Origin of the sequence: Paraburkholderia sediminicola (assembly GCF_046027825.1) — a bacterium.
GTDB classification, from domain to species: Bacteria; Pseudomonadota; Gammaproteobacteria; order Burkholderiales; family Burkholderiaceae; genus Paraburkholderia; species Paraburkholderia sediminicola_D.
Genome location: NZ_JAQQDU010000043.1, coordinates 29186 through 44757 on the forward strand (window position 1 = coordinate 29186; position 15572 = coordinate 44757).

12 protein-coding genes are annotated in these 15572 nt (G+C 60.8%); 5 read left to right on the forward strand and 7 right to left on the reverse strand.

Annotated elements, in window-relative coordinates:
• Nucleotides 1–207: 207 nt before the first annotated feature.
• Nucleotides 208–2235, forward strand: a complete 2028-nt coding sequence (locus PQQ96_RS22805; RefSeq protein WP_408296895.1) for a phosphocholine-specific phospholipase C — start codon at nt 208–210, stop codon at nt 2233–2235.
• Between the two features lie 96 nt (nt 2236–2331).
• Here PQQ96_RS22805 and PQQ96_RS22810 read toward each other — a convergent pair whose 3' ends face one another.
• The gene (locus PQQ96_RS22810; protein WP_408296897.1) at nt 2332–4278 is read right to left on the reverse strand and encodes an SMP-30/gluconolactonase/LRE family protein; all 1947 of its coding nucleotides are present in this window, start codon (nt 4276–4278) and stop codon (nt 2332–2334) included.
• Between the two features lie 253 nt (nt 4279–4531).
• On the opposite strand from PQQ96_RS22810, the gene PQQ96_RS22815 reads away from it, so the two are divergent.
• On the forward strand, nt 4532–5206 hold the full coding sequence (locus PQQ96_RS22815; protein ID WP_408296899.1) for a hypothetical protein: 675 nt from the start codon (nt 4532–4534) through the stop codon (nt 5204–5206).
• 136 nt (nt 5207–5342) lie between these two features.
• Here PQQ96_RS22815 and PQQ96_RS22820 read toward each other — a convergent pair whose 3' ends face one another.
• From PQQ96_RS22820 to PQQ96_RS22830, 3 genes are all read right to left on the reverse strand, one after another.
• Entirely contained in the window at nt 5343–6530 is a 1188-nt protein-coding gene (locus PQQ96_RS22820) for an acetyl-CoA C-acyltransferase (RefSeq protein WP_408296901.1), read from the reverse strand.
• A 29-nt stretch (nt 6531–6559) separates the two neighbouring features.
• Nucleotides 6560–7324, reverse strand: coding sequence for an SDR family NAD(P)-dependent oxidoreductase (locus PQQ96_RS22825; RefSeq protein WP_408296903.1), 765 nt, complete (start codon nt 7322–7324; stop codon nt 6560–6562).
• Between the two features lie 88 nt (nt 7325–7412).
• A complete protein-coding gene (locus PQQ96_RS22830; RefSeq protein ID WP_408296905.1) occupies nt 7413–8138 on the reverse strand; it encodes a nitroreductase in 726 nt (241 codons plus the stop codon).
• 300 nt (nt 8139–8438) lie between these two features.
• Here PQQ96_RS22830 and PQQ96_RS22835 point away from each other — a divergent pair, with 300 nt between their 5' ends.
• Nucleotides 8439–10094, forward strand: a complete 1656-nt coding sequence (locus PQQ96_RS22835) for an AMP-binding protein (protein WP_408296907.1) — start codon at nt 8439–8441, stop codon at nt 10092–10094.
• Nucleotides 10095–10134: 40 nt separating this feature from the next.
• Here PQQ96_RS22835 and PQQ96_RS22840 read toward each other — a convergent pair whose 3' ends face one another.
• The gene (locus tag PQQ96_RS22840; RefSeq protein ID WP_408296962.1) at nt 10135–10827 is read right to left on the reverse strand and encodes a Crp/Fnr family transcriptional regulator; all 693 of its coding nucleotides are present in this window, start codon (nt 10825–10827) and stop codon (nt 10135–10137) included.
• Between the two features lie 154 nt (nt 10828–10981).
• Nucleotides 10982–11872 (reverse strand): LysR family transcriptional regulator, encoded by an 891-nt coding sequence (locus tag PQQ96_RS22845; protein ID WP_408296909.1) that lies wholly within the window; start codon nt 11870–11872, stop codon nt 10982–10984.
• A gap of 92 nt (nt 11873–11964) precedes the next feature.
• Between PQQ96_RS22845 and PQQ96_RS22850 the strand changes: the two genes are divergently transcribed.
• Nucleotides 11965–12939 carry a zinc-binding dehydrogenase gene (locus tag PQQ96_RS22850; RefSeq protein WP_408296911.1) on the forward strand — a complete coding sequence of 325 codons (975 nt, stop codon included), beginning with the start codon at nt 11965–11967 and terminating at the stop codon, nt 12937–12939.
• A 121-nt stretch (nt 12940–13060) separates the two neighbouring features.
• Here PQQ96_RS22850 and PQQ96_RS22855 read toward each other — a convergent pair whose 3' ends face one another.
• Complete coding sequence (locus PQQ96_RS22855; protein ID WP_408296913.1) at nt 13061–14488, reverse strand: cytochrome P450; 1428 nt, start codon at nt 14486–14488, stop codon at nt 13061–13063.
• 87 nt (nt 14489–14575) lie between these two features.
• Here PQQ96_RS22855 and PQQ96_RS22860 point away from each other — a divergent pair, with 87 nt between their 5' ends.
• Nucleotides 14576–15514 (forward strand): helix-turn-helix domain-containing protein, encoded by a 939-nt coding sequence (locus PQQ96_RS22860; RefSeq protein ID WP_408296915.1) that lies wholly within the window; start codon nt 14576–14578, stop codon nt 15512–15514.
• The last annotated feature ends 58 nt before the right edge of the window (nt 15515–15572 follow it).

Consider the following 15572-nt stretch of genomic DNA (forward strand, 5'->3'; position numbering starts at 1 on the left):
ACGCACAAGTCGCTCTTAGAATGACGCAATGTAGTCAATAAACGGGCACGGCAAGTCAACCAGCTTCCAATAGGGACGCCGCTTCGACGTCCTCCGCATCGAGGCTGCACTGCGCGCCCGAGACCAACAACCGAAGAAGCTCCCGATGAACGCGCCGCGCGCTGTACCGGACACGTACGCGCGCTCTGTATTCTCCAGGGTGACACGATGAAAATTTCGAACCAGAGACGTCAGTTCCTGCACCTCGCGGCCCGCTCGGTCGCAGCGTCGGCAGCCGCATCGATCTTGCCGGGGGTGATCCGCGACGCGCTCGCCACGCCCGCAGCGAACGTGACGGGCACGATCGACGATATCCAGCATATCGTCATTTTCATGCAGGAAAACCGCTCGTTCGACCACTACTACGGCACCCTGCGCGGCGTGCGCGGCTTCAACGACCGCATGGCGATTACGCTGCCAAACGGCGCCCCGGTCTGGAAACAGCCATACCCAGGCAATCCGGCCGGCTACATTCTCCCGTTCCGCATCGATTCGACGACCACCAGCGCGATGTGCGTGGACGCCCCCGCGATGAACTATGCGATCGACATAGCAATCTGGAATCAAGGTCTCTATAACGCATGGAATACGGCGCGCCCGCCGCGTCTCGGCATGGGTTACTTCACGCGTAGCGACCTGAACTTCTATTACGCGCTGGCTGACGCGTTCACGATCTGCGACCAGTACTACGCGTCGGTGATGACGCAGACTAATTCGAACCGTCTGCACGTTTTCAGCGGGAGCAACGGGCTGTCCGTGGGCCAGTCGCCGACCTTGGGCAACCTTGAACCAGCGCCGGGATTTAGCTGGCCGACTTTCGCCGAAACGCTGGAAGCCGCGGGTATCAGTTGGAAGGTTTATCAGCAGGCCGACAACTTCGACGACAACGCGCTTGCCTGGTTTCAGAATTTCAAGGCCGCGCCAGTGGGCAGCGCGTTGCACAGGAAAGGGCTGGCGACCGTACCGGATATCGCGCAGGCATTCGCCACGGATATTGCGGCGGGAAGCTTGCCGCAGGTGTCCTGGGTCATCGCGCCGACGCCATTGTCCGAGCACCCGAACTACCATCCGGCCGACGGGGAAGACATGACAGCGCGACTGCTGGCAGGTCTGGTCGCGAGGCCGGACGTCTGGTCGAAAACGGTGTTCCTGTTGAACTATGACGAACAGGGCGGCTTTTTCGATCACGCTCCGCCACCAGCGCCACCCGCTTCCTCCGCTCAAGGACTGACGACGATGACGACGACAGGCGAAGTCTCTGGTGGCCAGCCCATCGGCCTGGGGTTTCGCGTGCCGATGACGGTGATCTCCCCGTGGAGCAAGGGCGGTTATGTGTGTTCGCAGGTTTTCGATCACACATCGATTATCCAGCTCATCGAGAAACGTTTCGGCGTGCACTGTCCGAACATCAGCGCATGGCGTCGCTCGGTCTGCGGCGACCTGACGTCGGCGTTCAACTTCCGGCGTGCCGACGCTGACTGGCCGAGCTTGCCGGATACAAGCGGCTACGTCGCGGCCGCCGATCAGCAGTGCGGTTCATTGCCGGCGCCGACCGTTCCGGCCACGCAGTCCATGCCGAAGCAGGAGCCCGGCACACGACCTTCGCGCGCGCTGCCGTACGAATTCCACGCGAGCGGACGGGTCGATCCGGCTGGCGCCACGTTCTGGATGACCATCGCAAACAGCGGTGCGCAAGGCGCGGCGTTCTCCGCTTATGATCTCGCGACACCTGCGAATCCGCCGCGCCGCTACGCGGTCGATCCTGGCAAGCAGTTAACGGATTCATGGCGCGGTTCGACGTTGACGGGAAGCCGGTACGCGCTGGCGCTGCGCGGCGCGAATGGCTTTCTCAGATTGTTCCGCGGCGAGGTGACCGCGACAGCGGCCGCATCTGTGGCGAATCCCGAGATTCGCGTGGGCTATGACGTCGCAAACAGCGCCGTCCACCTGACGCTGATGAATAGCGGCAGCGGTCCGTGCACGTTCACGGTGGCGTCGAATGCATATCGCAAGGACGGACCTTGGACGTTCACGGTAAAAGCGGGCGGTGTCGCGGACACGAACTGGTCTGTCGTGGAAAGCGGCAACTGGTACGACTTCAGTGTCACGGTCGATGTGCAATCTGCATTCTTACGCCGCTTCGCAGGGCGGTTAGAGAACGGCAGCGATCTGATCAGCGATCCGGCCGCAGCGTGAGCCGGTGAAACGAGGTATGACCAGGATTCGCAATCTGTGGTCTGTAGAGCACAACTGCGAATCCGCCCAAGCGTCTCCCACGGACGAAACGCACAATCAGGGCGTCCAGCGATAAACGGTGATGCTGGAACCCTTGACGTTGTTCTTCGTGACCACGTACTCGCCCGTCGATCGAAGGTATGCCCTGATGCCGTACATCGAATCGATGGCGCTGCTGGCGTCCACGGTACCGGTGCTGGTGTTGACCAGCGTGGCGTCGAGGTTGCCTGTAGCGAGATTGAAGGCGTCGATGTTCGGCAAGGCTTGCCCGGTGCCGAACCAGTAGCCGACGAAGAGATAGCTCCCGGCCGCGTCAATCGACCTGGCGCCGGCGTGGGTGAGGTTGATCACCGGATTGGGCGCCGTGGTGTTGCCCGCGCTCCAGCCGTGATACACCTCGATCCGTGTGCCGATCGACGTCCAGTCCGTACTCCCGACAATGCCCTGTCCGAGAATCATGGTGTCGCTGTCCGCGAGGTAGACGATGCGCGTCAACGGCTTGATGCTCTCGGGAATGCGGATGGGGATACCGGGTCCCCAGCTTGGCTTGCCGCTGGCGTCGAAGCCGTTCAGCGGGTAGTGGTAGATGTAACCGGTCTTGTCGAGGCCGGCCCACACGCCCCCCTTGCTGTCGATGCAGAATCCGTCCCTGACCAATGCGGTCGTATTGAACGCCGTACCGGGAAGCGTGGCGTCCGGTATGGCGATGTAGCCATTTGCAGCATTGAAGTGGAAGAAGTAGAAGGTATCGGGATTCTGGCTGGTCGCCACGAGGATCCGGTTGGCACCGACGGTGGCCAGTTGACCGAAGTGTTCATCTCGTGCGCGATCGTTCATGTTGATGCGCGGGTCCGACGGGTAGGTGAACGGATCGACAGTGTTCGCTACGAAGGTTCCCCCAGCGGTGCCGGTGTAGATGTTGGTGCCTCCATAGAAGTAGACGCCGTCGGTACCCGGGTCCGCAGCGGCGATCCCCTCAAAGTTGAGAGACTGAAGCTTCCATTGCAGGTGACCCGAACTGCTGTAGGAGTGAATGTCGGTACCGCCGTTGCGACCGAGGTCCCAGCTTCCGCCCCACGGGTTGTTGAGCACATAGAGGTTGCCTGCGGTGTCCTTGCCGATGCCTGCGACGCGGGTGAAGCGCTTGTCGCCAACCTGACCTTTGATTCCCGTCGTGGTGTCGAGATAACCGCCCTGAATGCCGAATGTACCGGCGAGCGTCGGCGTGCCCGAGAGCGTGTAGCGCTTGATGTTCATGTCGGGGCCCTCGTCCCCGACCATGAGTTGCCCCGACGACGCATCGAAATAGAGCGCTGATGGCTGCGACCCGCTGGGCATCCGGATGGTGTTCAACAGGGCGCCGGTAGGACTGAACCCGACGATCGCGCCCTCACTCTTCTGCGCGACCCAGACGTTGCCTGCGCCATCCAGTGCGAGAGCGCCCGGGCCCGAGACGTTGATGTCCTGCTTCCAGACTCCGCCGGTCGTGAAGATCCGGACGCGATTGCCATAGAAGTCGCTCGCATAGAGGAGCAAGCCCGCCGTGGCAAGTCCGGTGACCACGTCGACCCGAGGCAGGTTGTTAAACGCACTGACCTGAATCAAAAGATCGCGAGCCTTGGTGGTGCGGTTGTATCGTCCCACCGCACCGCTTCCGTACGTCCCACCGGGCTGCAGTGCGACGAAGACCGACGTCGCATTACCCGTGATCGCGCTGCCCTGAAACTCGCCGTGCGCGCCGATCGAGCCGAGGCTCTTGCCGGCCTGGTAGATAGCGACGCCACCCTCGTACTCGTCCCACATGGATGCCGTATAGATGACACCCTCGGGCGCGATCCACATGGAACGCGCCGTGTTACCCACATGGGCGGCCAGGGTGCCATAGGTGTTCGCCAGCCAGTCGGTGGAGTTTTCCGCCTGACACGCCGGCGCAATCGTGGCGATTGCTGCGGCAAGAAGCGCTGCGGCGAGGAGCGCTGCACGAATTCGTTTTTTCTCGACCATGACTGATGCTCTCCAGAAAGTAGTGACCATTCATGTGAATGGTCGGCCAGCCAGATTTCAAATTCGTGATGGATGACCCACGTATGACCCTATGCAACTCGTTGCGCCTTTACAAGCCGCACCGCGACTTTGCATGCGGACGTGGATTGCAGTCTTCCCTCGCCCTCGCGCGCAAGAGGTACTATTTCGCGTTGTCCTGGCATGTCGTTATGCATAACGAATGAATCAGGGTCCACCAACAGGAGGGGTAGACATGAAAGCAATCGAAAGCAAGCGCTTGTCCATGCATATCGGCTCCTGGGCGGCCGCGTGCCTGCTGGCGGCGGGGTTTAACGCTTCGACCAGTTCCGCGGCCGACGCAGAGTCCATCCTTCTGCCTCAGGATGCGCCGCACTACAGGACCGGAGACACCTGGACCTATCTGTGGTCAGACCTGCTATCCGGGAAAAGCAAAACCATCACGCAAACCGTGACGTCCGTCCGTGCCGATGGGAGTGCCTCTCTTCTGATAGGGCCCGGAGGCGGGCGCGTCGAACTGACCTCTGAAGCAAACGTGATTCCCAACGAGGCCGCCCAGCACGCCTGCGGTATCGCGCTTCGTTTTCCGCTGCGAGCCGGAACGCGCTATGAGGCGGACTGCCAGGCCTCCGGCGAAGCGGGCACGACTGTGCTGCGGCGAGCCCAGTGCGAAGTGCAAGGTGTGGAGGAGATCAAGACAAAGGCAGGCTCATTCTCCGCGATCAGGATCAGAATGACCGGAGTCTGGTCGCCGCAATCTGGCGTTGGGGGTGGACCGCTGGAGGAGACACTGTGGTATGCCCCGACCGTCAAGCGCGTTGTCCGCGAGGAGTTTCAAGGCCGCATGGCCGGAAAGGGCGCACCCGCGACAACATCAGCGGAACTAGTGCGATACGCGGTGAAACCATAGCGAGCATCCTTCTTCCCGAAGCCCGCTGGCAACGAGAAGAATGAGTGGCATCTGGCATGTCGTCCGCTGTGTCGGCCACCGAAATTGGAGAGTCAGCGCGCGGGGGAACGGACTTTGCCGTCCACCGCCACTTACGTTAAATCATCTCGATAGCCATGGCAGTGGCTTCGCCACCGCCGATGCAAAGGCTGGCAATGCCGCGCCTTCCTCCCGTTAATCTGAGGGCCGCAAGCAAGGTGACCAGAATGCGCGCTCCGGAAGCGCCGATGGGGTGACCGAGGGCACAGGCGCCGCCGTGTATGTTGACCTTGCCGTGATCGAGCGCCATGTCCCGCATAGCGGCCATGACGGCGACCGCGAATGCCTCGTTGATTTCCCACAAATCTACGCTGGACGTCGTCCATCCGATCCTCGACAGGAGTTTCTCCATCGCGACCGCGGGAGCGGTGGTAAACAGCCTCGGCTCTTGAGAGTGGGTGGCGTGCCCGACGATAACGGCTAGCGGCTTGATCCCCAATCTGTCGGCACTTGAAAGGCGCATCAGCACCAAAGCGGCAGCACCGTCGGAAATCGAACTGGAGTTAGCGGCGGTAACCGTGCCATCGGTCTTGAAAGCGGGTTTCAGGCTTTTGATCTTGTCCAGTTTAGCTCTGGACGGCTGCTCGTCGTGCTCCACCAGGACTTCGCCCTTTCTGCCGGAGGTCATCACAGGAGCGACTTCCCATGCAAAGGCACCGGACCGAATCGCAGCCTGGGCGCGGGTGGTGGATTCGATTGCGTAGGCATCCTGATCCTCTCGCGAGAAACCGTAGGACTCGGCGCACTCTTCAGCGAATGTCCCCATGGCACGGCCCTTATCGAAATAAGCGTCTTCCAGGCCGTCGAAGGACATATGGTCGAGGATCTGTCCGTGACCAAGGCGGAAGCCCCCTCGTGCCTTTGGAATGAAGTACGGCGCGTTAGTCATGGACTCCATGCCGCCCGCGACAATGACCTCGTTGCTGTCGGCCATCAGTAGATCGTGGGCCAGCATGGCAGTTTTCATGCCGGAACCGCACACCTTGTTGACCGTGGTGCAGCCTACCGACAGAGGCAAGCCGGCGGTGATTGCCACCTGACGCGCCGGGGCCTGGCCGAGGCCGGCGGGCAGCACACAACCCAGAATGACCTCCTGCACCTTGTCGACGCCAATGCCGGCGCGCTGGATAGCGGCCTTTACGGCGACGGCGCCGAGCTGTGGCGCCGTACAACTGGAGAGACCCCCCTGGAAGCTGCCAATAGGGGTACGTGCGACAGAAACAATAACGACGGGATCTTTGGACATGGCTTACTCACTGGAAAGAGGGATGTGGTTCATTTGGCGGCCATACGGATGGCGCCGTCGAGGCGGATGACTTCGCCGTTCAGGTATTCGTTTGCGAGGATGTGTTCCACCAGAGCGGCGTACTCTGCTGGCTTGCCCATTCGGGCTGGAAACGGCACGGTTTTGCCCAGCGCCTCCTGGACTTCAGCGGGCATGCCGAGCAGCATTGGGGTTTCCATGATGCCTGGCGCAATGGTCATGACCCGGATGCCGTAGCGGGAGAGTTCCCGCGCGAGTGGCAACGTCATCGCGACAACACCGCCCTTGGAAGCGGCGTAGGCTACCTGCCCCACCTGTCCGTCAAACGCGGCCACCGACGCTGTACAGATGATGACGCCACGCTCGCCGGCGGTCTCTTGCGGGCAGGCGCTCATCATCTCCGCCGCCATGCGGATCATGTTGAAGCTGCCCACCAGGTTGATATTGATCGTTCGAGCGAACGACTCCAGCTTGTGGATTCCTCCACGGCCGATGATCTTTTCGGCGGGAGCAACACCTGCGCAATTGACGAGTCCCCGGAGGAGTCCCATTTCCATGGCTGCTGCAAAAGCTGCCTTGGCGCTCTGTTCGCTGGTGACGTCGGTGGCAACGAATCGGGCATTGGGTCCTAGCTGCGCGGCGATGGCGTCACCCGAGTCGGGGTTGACGTCCGCCAGAACCACCTTGCCGCCCCGCTCGACGATCATGTTCGCTGTGGCCGCTCCCAAGCCAGAACCAGCCCCAGTCACTACAAATACGTTGTCTCTGATCTGCATGTCCGTTTTCCTTTCATGTGACGCTCCGCGGATGCATTCGGTATGCGGGCCGCTAACTGACGTATCGATTCGCTTCCGATGTGCACCGCTAATCCGGATAGAACGTTGTGAACGCGCCGACCTCTGCCCTCTCCGTGACGAGGGTGTTCTCGATGCATGAGGTATCCGCAAATCCAAGACTCATACCGACGACGAACCTCTCACTCGCCTCTAATCGAAGTTGATCGGCGATGATCTTGTGGTACTTCATGAATGCCGCTTGAGGGCATGTGCTCAGGCCATGGGCACGGGCGAGGATCATGATGTTCTGCAGGAACATGCCGTAGTCGAGCAGGCTTCCCTGCTGCATGACGCGGTCGATCGTGAAAAACAATCCGACAGGCGCGTCAAAGAATTGATAGTTGCGGCTGTGCTGGGCCTGCATTCGTTCCTTGTCGCCCTTCTCAATGCCAAGCAGCCCATAAAGCGTCCAACCCACTGCATGTCTTCTTTCAAGGTAGGGCGATATCCATTCGCGCGGGTAATAGTCCCACTCGTCCGTGCATGTCTCGTCTAATGCCGAATCGTCATTCACCCGCTGGATCGCGGCACAGATGCGGTCTTTGGCGCGCCCCGTGACGACATGTACGCGCCAAGGCTGGATGTTGACGCCCGTGGCAGCGAACCGCGCTATGTCCAGTATCGATTCCACCGCTTCTTGAGGAACCGGCGTGGGCAGAAACGCCCTGACGCTGCGACGCGACAGGATGGCCCATTCGATGGCCTTGCGCAGCGCATCGGCATCCATCGCCGGTGGTGTGTCACTTCTCTTCATCGGTCACTCCATCTGTCTCCAAGGTCGGCAAATCCGCGCAACTCCGTTGCACGGCAGCATTGCCTTGTGAGCAAGATTAGCGAGGCAGAAAAGGACGTGTTGTCTCAAACATGACAATCGACATCCGGTAACCCATCGTCCTCAACGAACAGAAGGAGTGTCTTGTTCAGGACAGTTCCGGATCAGCGCAACGTTTAAATTCGGTGTGGTGCCGCAAGGTTTGAGCGCCCCGATTCAGAGGTTGCACCCAGGCAACGCTTGTATCCGACACACTTTCACATCCCGGCGAGGAGACATAACATGCCCACCCCAATCTACGAGCGCGGACTCGATCGAAACGAAGCCAACCATGTGCCGCTGACACCGCTGCACTCACTGGATCGATGCGCCGAATTGTTTCCAGAGCGTATCGCTATCGTGCATGGCGCGATGCGCCAGACCTGGGCGGCGACGCGCAGCCGCTGCCGCCGGCTGGCCAGTGCACTCGTCCGGCGAGGCGTCACGCGCGGCGACACCGTATCGATCATTGCGCCTAATACGCCCGCGTTGGTGGAGGCGCATTTCGGGGTGCCGCTGAGCGGAGCCGTACTCAACACGATCAATTGCAGGCTGGATGCCGACGGCATCCGGTTCATCCTGCTTCACGGGGAATGCAAGGTTCTTCTTGTGGATCGTGAGTTCGCCGCCCTTGCTGCGGACGCACTCGAGCACGTTCCGAATAAGCCGCTCGTGATTGACATTGCCGATCTCGAAGCGCCGCCGGGGTCATCAATAGGTGAACTTGACTATGAGCAATTGCTGGCAGAGAGTGATCCAGACTTCGAAGGCGTATGGCCCGCGGACGAATGGGACGCCATCGCATTGAACTACACGTCCGGCACGACCTCCGACCCGAAAGGGGTCGTCTTCAGTCACCGTGGGGCTCAACTGATGAGCATGCTCCAGTTGATTGACTGGGGCATGCCGCGCGGGCCGGTGTATCTCTGGACCCTCCCCATGTTCCACGCCAACGGATGGTGCTTCGCCTGGGCAGTGACAGCAGCGGGTGGCACCCATGTCTGTCTGCGCAAGGTCAACGCGGCGGGAATATTTAGAGCCATCCGCGAGTACGGTGTCGATCACTTTTGTGCGGCGCCAATCGTCCTGGCCGCATTGGCCGACGCGCCCACCAGCGAGCGGAGTCCGTTGCCGCGCGTCGTGCGCGTGCGCACGGCGGGTTCACCGCCCCCGGCAACCGTGTTGAAATCCGTAAGCGAGCTGGGATTCGAGGTTGAGCACGTATACGGCATCACCGAAGCGTCCGGCACGCCGGTCAGTTGCTTCATCCAGGCAAACTGGCACGCACTGGCCAACGAGGACCAGGCGCGCCTGAAGGCGCGGCAAGGTCAGCGGGCTTCCGGACTCGAAGCCATGCGGGTAGCCAATTCCGTCACGCTTGAGCCGGTTCCCGCAGACGGAAAGACGGAGGGAGAGATACTGCTGCGCGGCAATGTCATGATGAAAGGCTATCTGAAGAACGAGGAGGCGACCCGAAACGCCTTCGAGGGTGGCTGGTTCCACACGGGCGATATTGCCTTGGTGCACCCGGACGGATACATTCAGATCACGGATCGTTCGAAAGACGTCATCATTTCGGGTGGCGAAAATATCTCATCGGTAGAAGTCGAGGACGTATTACACCAACACCCGGCAGTACTCATCGCGGCAGTGGTGGCGCAGCCCGATGCCAGGTGGGGTGAAGTGCCTTGTGCATTTGTCGAATTGAAACAGGGTATCGATGCACCTTCGGAACAAGCGCTGATTACGTTCTGTCGAGAGCGGCTCGCTCACTACAAGTGTCCTGTGAGGATCGTGTACGGCACCTTGCCAAAAACAGGCACAGGAAAAATTCAGAAGTTCCGACTTCGAGCGCAGGCTGGCAGCCGGGATGCCATTACGAAGCTATCTCACGCATAGCCAAATTACTACTGCGGCACGGTTTTCGCCCACGGCATCATCAATCTTCAGCGTGGGCAAAATCCCGAAGCCCGGCCAGGTCAAGAATTCGCACTGAGCCATATTCGATCGTCAAAAGCCCCGCATCTTCGAGCTCGTGAAGCGCCCGGTTGGTGTTCTGCCTGGAAAGGCCGGACAGGCGTCCAATTTCTTCCTGCGACAGACCCAGTGTCAGATCAGTAGCGCTAAAGAGTTGCGGATTGAACAGTTCGGCGAGACAGAAAGCGACTCTTGCAGACGCCTTATGCAAACGGAGGTTTCCAACCAGACCGACGTAGTATCCGCACCGGGCGTTGAGTTGATCGATGACAAATCGACTGAACGCATGGCTATTGTCAAGCAGCCACTCAACTGTGCTGCGTGGAATGAACGCGATTTCACTGTCGCGCAGCGCTACCACCGAGTATGGGCGAGGTTCATCTTTTAGTAGAGCGCCCTCCCCAAACCAGGAACCGGCCGGCACGCCGGCGAACGTTGTGGCCCGCCCCCCTTTAGAGACCGTATCGACCTTCACTAACCCTTCGATCACGCCAAGCCAATGATCCGCAGGGGCTCCCCGATGACAGACCAGGGCGCCAGCAGAATACGATCGTTGAAAGGCATCTTTCTGGACGCGAGCGAGTTCCTCCTGTGTCAATTTAGCAGACCAGGCGGAGCGTGATATGAAGTACTGCAACTCAACTGACAGAGGCATAGCCAAGTTAGGTTCGAATGACCTGGAGGTCCTAGTGTAACCATTTGCCGGCCGACGTTGACTGGCGACTAGCTGGATTGAAATAGGCTCAAAGCTCCGGCCCCGAGCAGCGGCCAATAGTCAGCGCTTTCGCAACCCGATAGCAAGCCCGCGTTCAACCTGCGGCCCGCTCCAGCAACTCACTCCAAAGACGCTGCGCAATGGGACCGTGCGCGGCATCTCGAAGCCGCGCCGCGTAGTGTTTGAGTGTCGCGCCCTGCAGGTGCCGCCCCTCGAGCGATACAAGCCGCTTTGCCTCGAGGTCGCCCGCGACGAGGTGATAGGGCATGTGTCCCCACGCGAGTCCCTGGACAATCAACTCGCGCTTCATCAACTGGTCGGGCACGGTACACGTTGGGGCGCCCTCGATCAGATAGTAGTTGGCGTCCGAGGGTCGCTTGCTCGTATCGCGGATGATGCACTGGACATAGGGTCTCAAGTCGGCTGGCGCGAGCGATTCGACAGTCAATTGCTTGAGATACCCAGGCGCGGCGACTGGAACCAGCTTGACCTCGAACAGTTCAACCGATTCGATTGCGGGCGACGGTTTGTCGAGGTGATGGAAGATCAGGTCACACTCGCCGTTCTGCAGCCGTTCCCAAGGACCGCTAATCGCCTCGAACAGAAGCGTCAGGCGCGTGCCGCTACTCGCCTCGAAGAACCGTTTGAGCGTGCCGAGCGTCTCGGGCAAGGGACACAAGTCGCCCACCACGACGCGTAACTCGGCCTCCTGTCCGGCAGCAAGCTGCGCCGCTTCGCGCCGGAGATTTTCATATTGACGAAGAAACTGCATCACCCGTTCGTGATACGCCGTGCCTTCCGCGGTGAGCGTGACACGGTATCCGGCCCGGTCCAGCAAGACCATTCCCACTTGCGCTTCAAGCGCCCTCACCGCCGCATGGACCGTTGGATGCGTTCGGTTTAACCGCGCTGCAGCCGCGGCAAAGCTGCCTTCGGCAACCAGCGCCGCAAAGCACTGCAACTGTAAAAACGTGGGCTCGTTCATTGTAGAAATGGCCTTCAGTCTTTGTCGAAAGATAGTAATTTTCTTCGACGAATATCGATCCTACCATTCAGTCTCCCCATGAGGAGATCGACATGAAGGCAATCGTGAGAAACAGGTTTGGTGGTCCCGAGGTGCTTCACATCGTCGAGAGGCCACGCCCAGCCCTCCAACCCGGCTGCGTCCTGATTCGCGTTCGGGCGTTTGGTCTGAACCGCGCCGAGCTCTACATGCGGCGAGGGCTATGGGGAGAGGTGGCGGAAATCAGCGGCATCGAATGTGTCGGGTCTGTGGTGTCGGATGCGACCGGGATCCTGCGCGAGGGCCAGACGGTCGTCGCGCTGATGGGCGGGATGGGGCGAACGATCGACGGCAGCTATGCGGAATACGTCGTCGTACCCGCCACCAATGTGGTGGCCGTTGACACTGCCCTTGACTGGGCTGAACTCGCCACCCTGCCGGAAGCTTACGCGGTCGCGTGGACGTGCCTTCACCGGAACCTCGAAGTACAGCCCGGGCAGCGACTCGTCGTGCGCGGGGGTACCTCGAGCCTCGGGCTGGCGGCGATCGATATCGGCGCCCAACTCGGCGCGACGGTCATTGCCACCACGCGCCGCCCGGATTGCGAAGCCATGCTGCGCTCGCGGGGAGCCGCAGATGTGGTGACAAGCGCCGGTGAGTTATGCGCGGCGCGGGGATGGCCGGGTGGTAAGGCCGACGTGGTGCTTGACCTCATCGGTAACAGCACCCTTCTCGACTCGCTGCGCGCCACGCGTCGTGGCAGCCGCGTGTGCCTGGCCGGATTTCTGGGCGGCCTCACGCCAATAGCCGCGTTCGATCCGCTCGGCCAGATGCCAAGCGGCGTTCAGCTAAGTTTTTTCGGAAGCTTCATGTTCGGTACTCCAGACTTTCCGCTATCGGATGTGCCAATGCAGAACATCGTCGAGCTGGCCACAAGCGGTTGTTATCAAAGTCGACCCTCACGCATATTCAGCCTCGCCGAGGTACCGATTGCTCATGAATTGATGGAGCGTAATGAGGCCGCGGGTAAGTTTGTCGTGGTCATCTAAGCCATTTCTTGAACGCCTTCGGAAGGCTCGGGAGTGATCCTCCGAAGGCATCGCGGCCAATGGCCCTTCATGGCCGGACAAGATTGATGCCAATAGGCGTGCGTTGGTCGACTGCCTTGGATCAGGTTACCTCGGAGACGGTCGACGTGAGTGCCAGACGCACGGGCTGATCTGCCCGCAGGGTGACGTTCATCACGGGGTTGGGATGCGCCATTCCATCCGGGACTGACAGCGCAAAGCGTTGCAACATCATTGCAGCGATAACCGTCATTTCAGCCATAGCAAGGTGTTGTCCGAGGCAAACGCGTGGACCTGTGCCGAATGGCAGGTAGGCGCCGCGCGGAATTCGCGGTGCATCGGTGGCAAAACGCTCGGGTTGAAAGGCAGCGGGCTCAGGAAACCATCGTGGGTCGTGATGCATCAACTGAACCGGTAGCATGAACAGCGTGCCGGCGGGGAAATGCCAATCACCCAAGGCGATCGGGCCCGACGCGCGACGACTGATCAGCACGGGTGCAGCGGGGTAAAGGCGCAGCGTTTCCTCGATGGTTTGCGTCAGGTAGCGCAGCGCTGGCAGGGTCTCCGTCGTCGGCGCGCAGCCGCGCAGCGTCCTCTCGACTTCGTCGCGCGCGCCAGCCTGGGCCGCCGGGTTCGAAGCCATGCACCACGCCCACCAGATCAGCGTCCCAGCAGTGGTCTCGTGCCCGGCCAGGAACGTCGTCATGCACTCGTCCCGCACCGCCTGCAACGACCACGTCGCTTCATCGTCCCGATGCAATCGCAGAAGACGGGACAGCAGGTCGTCGGGCCAGGTATCGTCCGGCATGCTCAAGCGGGCCTGAAGACGGCGATCGATCAAGCCCTTCAACACCGTCAGGCATCGTCTCTTGCTGCGCTTCCATGGCACCCAGTCGGGCCAGCTTGCAGGCCAGTAGAATTCGGCGTCGGCTGCCTCACTGATCGTGCGTACGGCCTTCTCGGCATCTCGTGCGTCCTCGCCGATTTCATCCGAAAACATCATTCGCACAATGACGTCCATAGTGAGTGATGTCAGCTTGCTTTCGACCGGCCAGTCGGGATCGTGAGTCGGCCACTGCGCGAGTGCCTTATCAGTCTCGGCAGCGATCGTCGAAACAAAAGTCTGCACTGCTTTCGGGGTGAAGCTTGGCTGCAGCGCATGCCGCTTGTCGCGCCACGCGCCGCCCTCGGCGGTCAACACGCTGTGTCCGTGCACCTGAGCAAATACTTGCGTAGCCCGCTCCCAGCGGCGGAGCGAATCGTGGTGCGTCACCAGTAACTCGCGCACGAGTTGCGGATCGGCGACCACGACCGCATGCTCCGGCCAGAAACGCAGATGCACCACGTCGCCAAACGCCTGTTGCCATTCGGCAAGCGTACCGAGCAAGTCGCGCGACATCCGGCTCAGAAACCCCCAGCCGGTCAGGGCGGCACGTGGCCCGGGCGGCCATACACCGGGTGGATGGCGCGGCGGTACGGGCGCCTGTGTGCCGGCATGGAATGGGCAGTGGGATGAAGGTCGGGTCGTCATGTGCCACATTGTCAGCACGGCTGAAAGGGTTGTCTTGAACGCAAACGACATCGACAGGCACCCGACGCTTACCTATACTGCTCAGCCATGTCCGCTAATCTGACAGCAACGCTGCCACTGTGCCCCGCCCGGTCTGAACGTGCTCCGCGAGCATTGAACGACGGCCAAAGTCCTCATTCACGGCTGTATCTCCCACGGTCTGCTTTGCAAGACGCGGTCGTGGCAATCATCTGCCGGGATACGCGTGGCTTCGCGTTGAGTGACGCGCAGCGTATAACCCATTTCCCAGCGTCGCCGCTCGTATGTCTTTCCTGGTACCAGGGGCTCGACGCAGGGCTCGTGGAACATGCCACCGACGGCCCGATATGGCGGCCGTTTGGTACGGCGCTCACGCTGTCGGGCAGTCAGTCCAGGCCGACTGCAAGCTGGGCGCCGACTAGCGGCCGTGGGGGCATGGTGTGTTTCACCCCCGATGTCGCCCAGGCATTACTCGGCGTCGATTTATCCACCGTTCACGATCGTTTTCTTTCTGCCCCGGAACTGTTCGGCGACACCTGGCGACCGCTGCATGAGGCGTTGCTCAATGCCGATAATGATGCGGCGACACTGGCAGCGCTGGAGCAGTATCTCGCACCGCGCTGGCTGGCAACTCGAGGGCGCGGCTCTGCCATGTCCTCGCTGCGCCAGGCCGGCCGTCGTTGGGTCGGGCGGCTGGCCTGGCAGGCCGGCGAATGGCGACGAACGCATAGTCCGCGTCAGGTAGAGCGGCGTATCAAATCGTACAGCGGGCGATCATTGCGTGAGTGGCAATCACTCGTGAAAACAGAAGGTGCATTCTTCGCCGCGCGGGAGCAATTCGACGCAGGACAAGCTTTCGATTGGGCGGCGCTTGCCCAGGACGAAGGCTTTGCCGATCAGGCTCACTTTAGCCGCGCGGTGAAGCGCATCACCGGCTTCTCGCCGAGCGATTTCGCACACCGTTTTATCGAAGACGAATCGTTCTGGATGTATCGGCTATGGGTATGACCTGCGCAGACGCGCGATGCATGATTGCTCAACCCGTCGACGTAGCTTGAGCAATTCA

What these genes read in the sequence shown, in the direction of transcription:
- PQQ96_RS22835 (WP_408296907.1), top strand. Translation starts at nt 8,439, where the DNA reads ATGCCCACCCCAATCTACGAGCGCGGACTCGATCGAAACGAAGCCAAC.
- PQQ96_RS22830 (WP_408296905.1), bottom strand. Translation starts at nt 8,138, where the DNA reads ATGAAGAGAAGTGACACACCACCGGCGATGGATGCCGATGCGCTGCGC.
- PQQ96_RS22810 (WP_408296897.1), bottom strand. Translation starts at nt 4,278, where the DNA reads ATGGTCGAGAAAAAACGAATTCGTGCAGCGCTCCTCGCCGCAGCGCTT.
- PQQ96_RS22815 (WP_408296899.1), top strand. Translation starts at nt 4,532, where the DNA reads ATGAAAGCAATCGAAAGCAAGCGCTTGTCCATGCATATCGGCTCCTGG.
- PQQ96_RS22850 (WP_408296911.1), top strand. Translation starts at nt 11,965, where the DNA reads ATGAAGGCAATCGTGAGAAACAGGTTTGGTGGTCCCGAGGTGCTTCAC.
- PQQ96_RS22805 (WP_408296895.1), top strand. Translation starts at nt 208, where the DNA reads ATGAAAATTTCGAACCAGAGACGTCAGTTCCTGCACCTCGCGGCCCGC.
- PQQ96_RS22845 (WP_408296909.1), bottom strand. Translation starts at nt 11,872, where the DNA reads ATGAACGAGCCCACGTTTTTACAGTTGCAGTGCTTTGCGGCGCTGGTT.
- PQQ96_RS22840 (WP_408296962.1), bottom strand. Translation starts at nt 10,827, where the DNA reads ATGCCTCTGTCAGTTGAGTTGCAGTACTTCATATCACGCTCCGCCTGG.
- PQQ96_RS22825 (WP_408296903.1), bottom strand. Translation starts at nt 7,324, where the DNA reads ATGCAGATCAGAGACAACGTATTTGTAGTGACTGGGGCTGGTTCTGGC.
- PQQ96_RS22855 (WP_408296913.1), bottom strand. Translation starts at nt 14,488, where the DNA reads ATGACGACCCGACCTTCATCCCACTGCCCATTCCATGCCGGCACACAG.
- PQQ96_RS22860 (WP_408296915.1), top strand. Translation starts at nt 14,576, where the DNA reads ATGTCCGCTAATCTGACAGCAACGCTGCCACTGTGCCCCGCCCGGTCT.
- PQQ96_RS22820 (WP_408296901.1), bottom strand. Translation starts at nt 6,530, where the DNA reads ATGTCCAAAGATCCCGTCGTTATTGTTTCTGTCGCACGTACCCCTATT.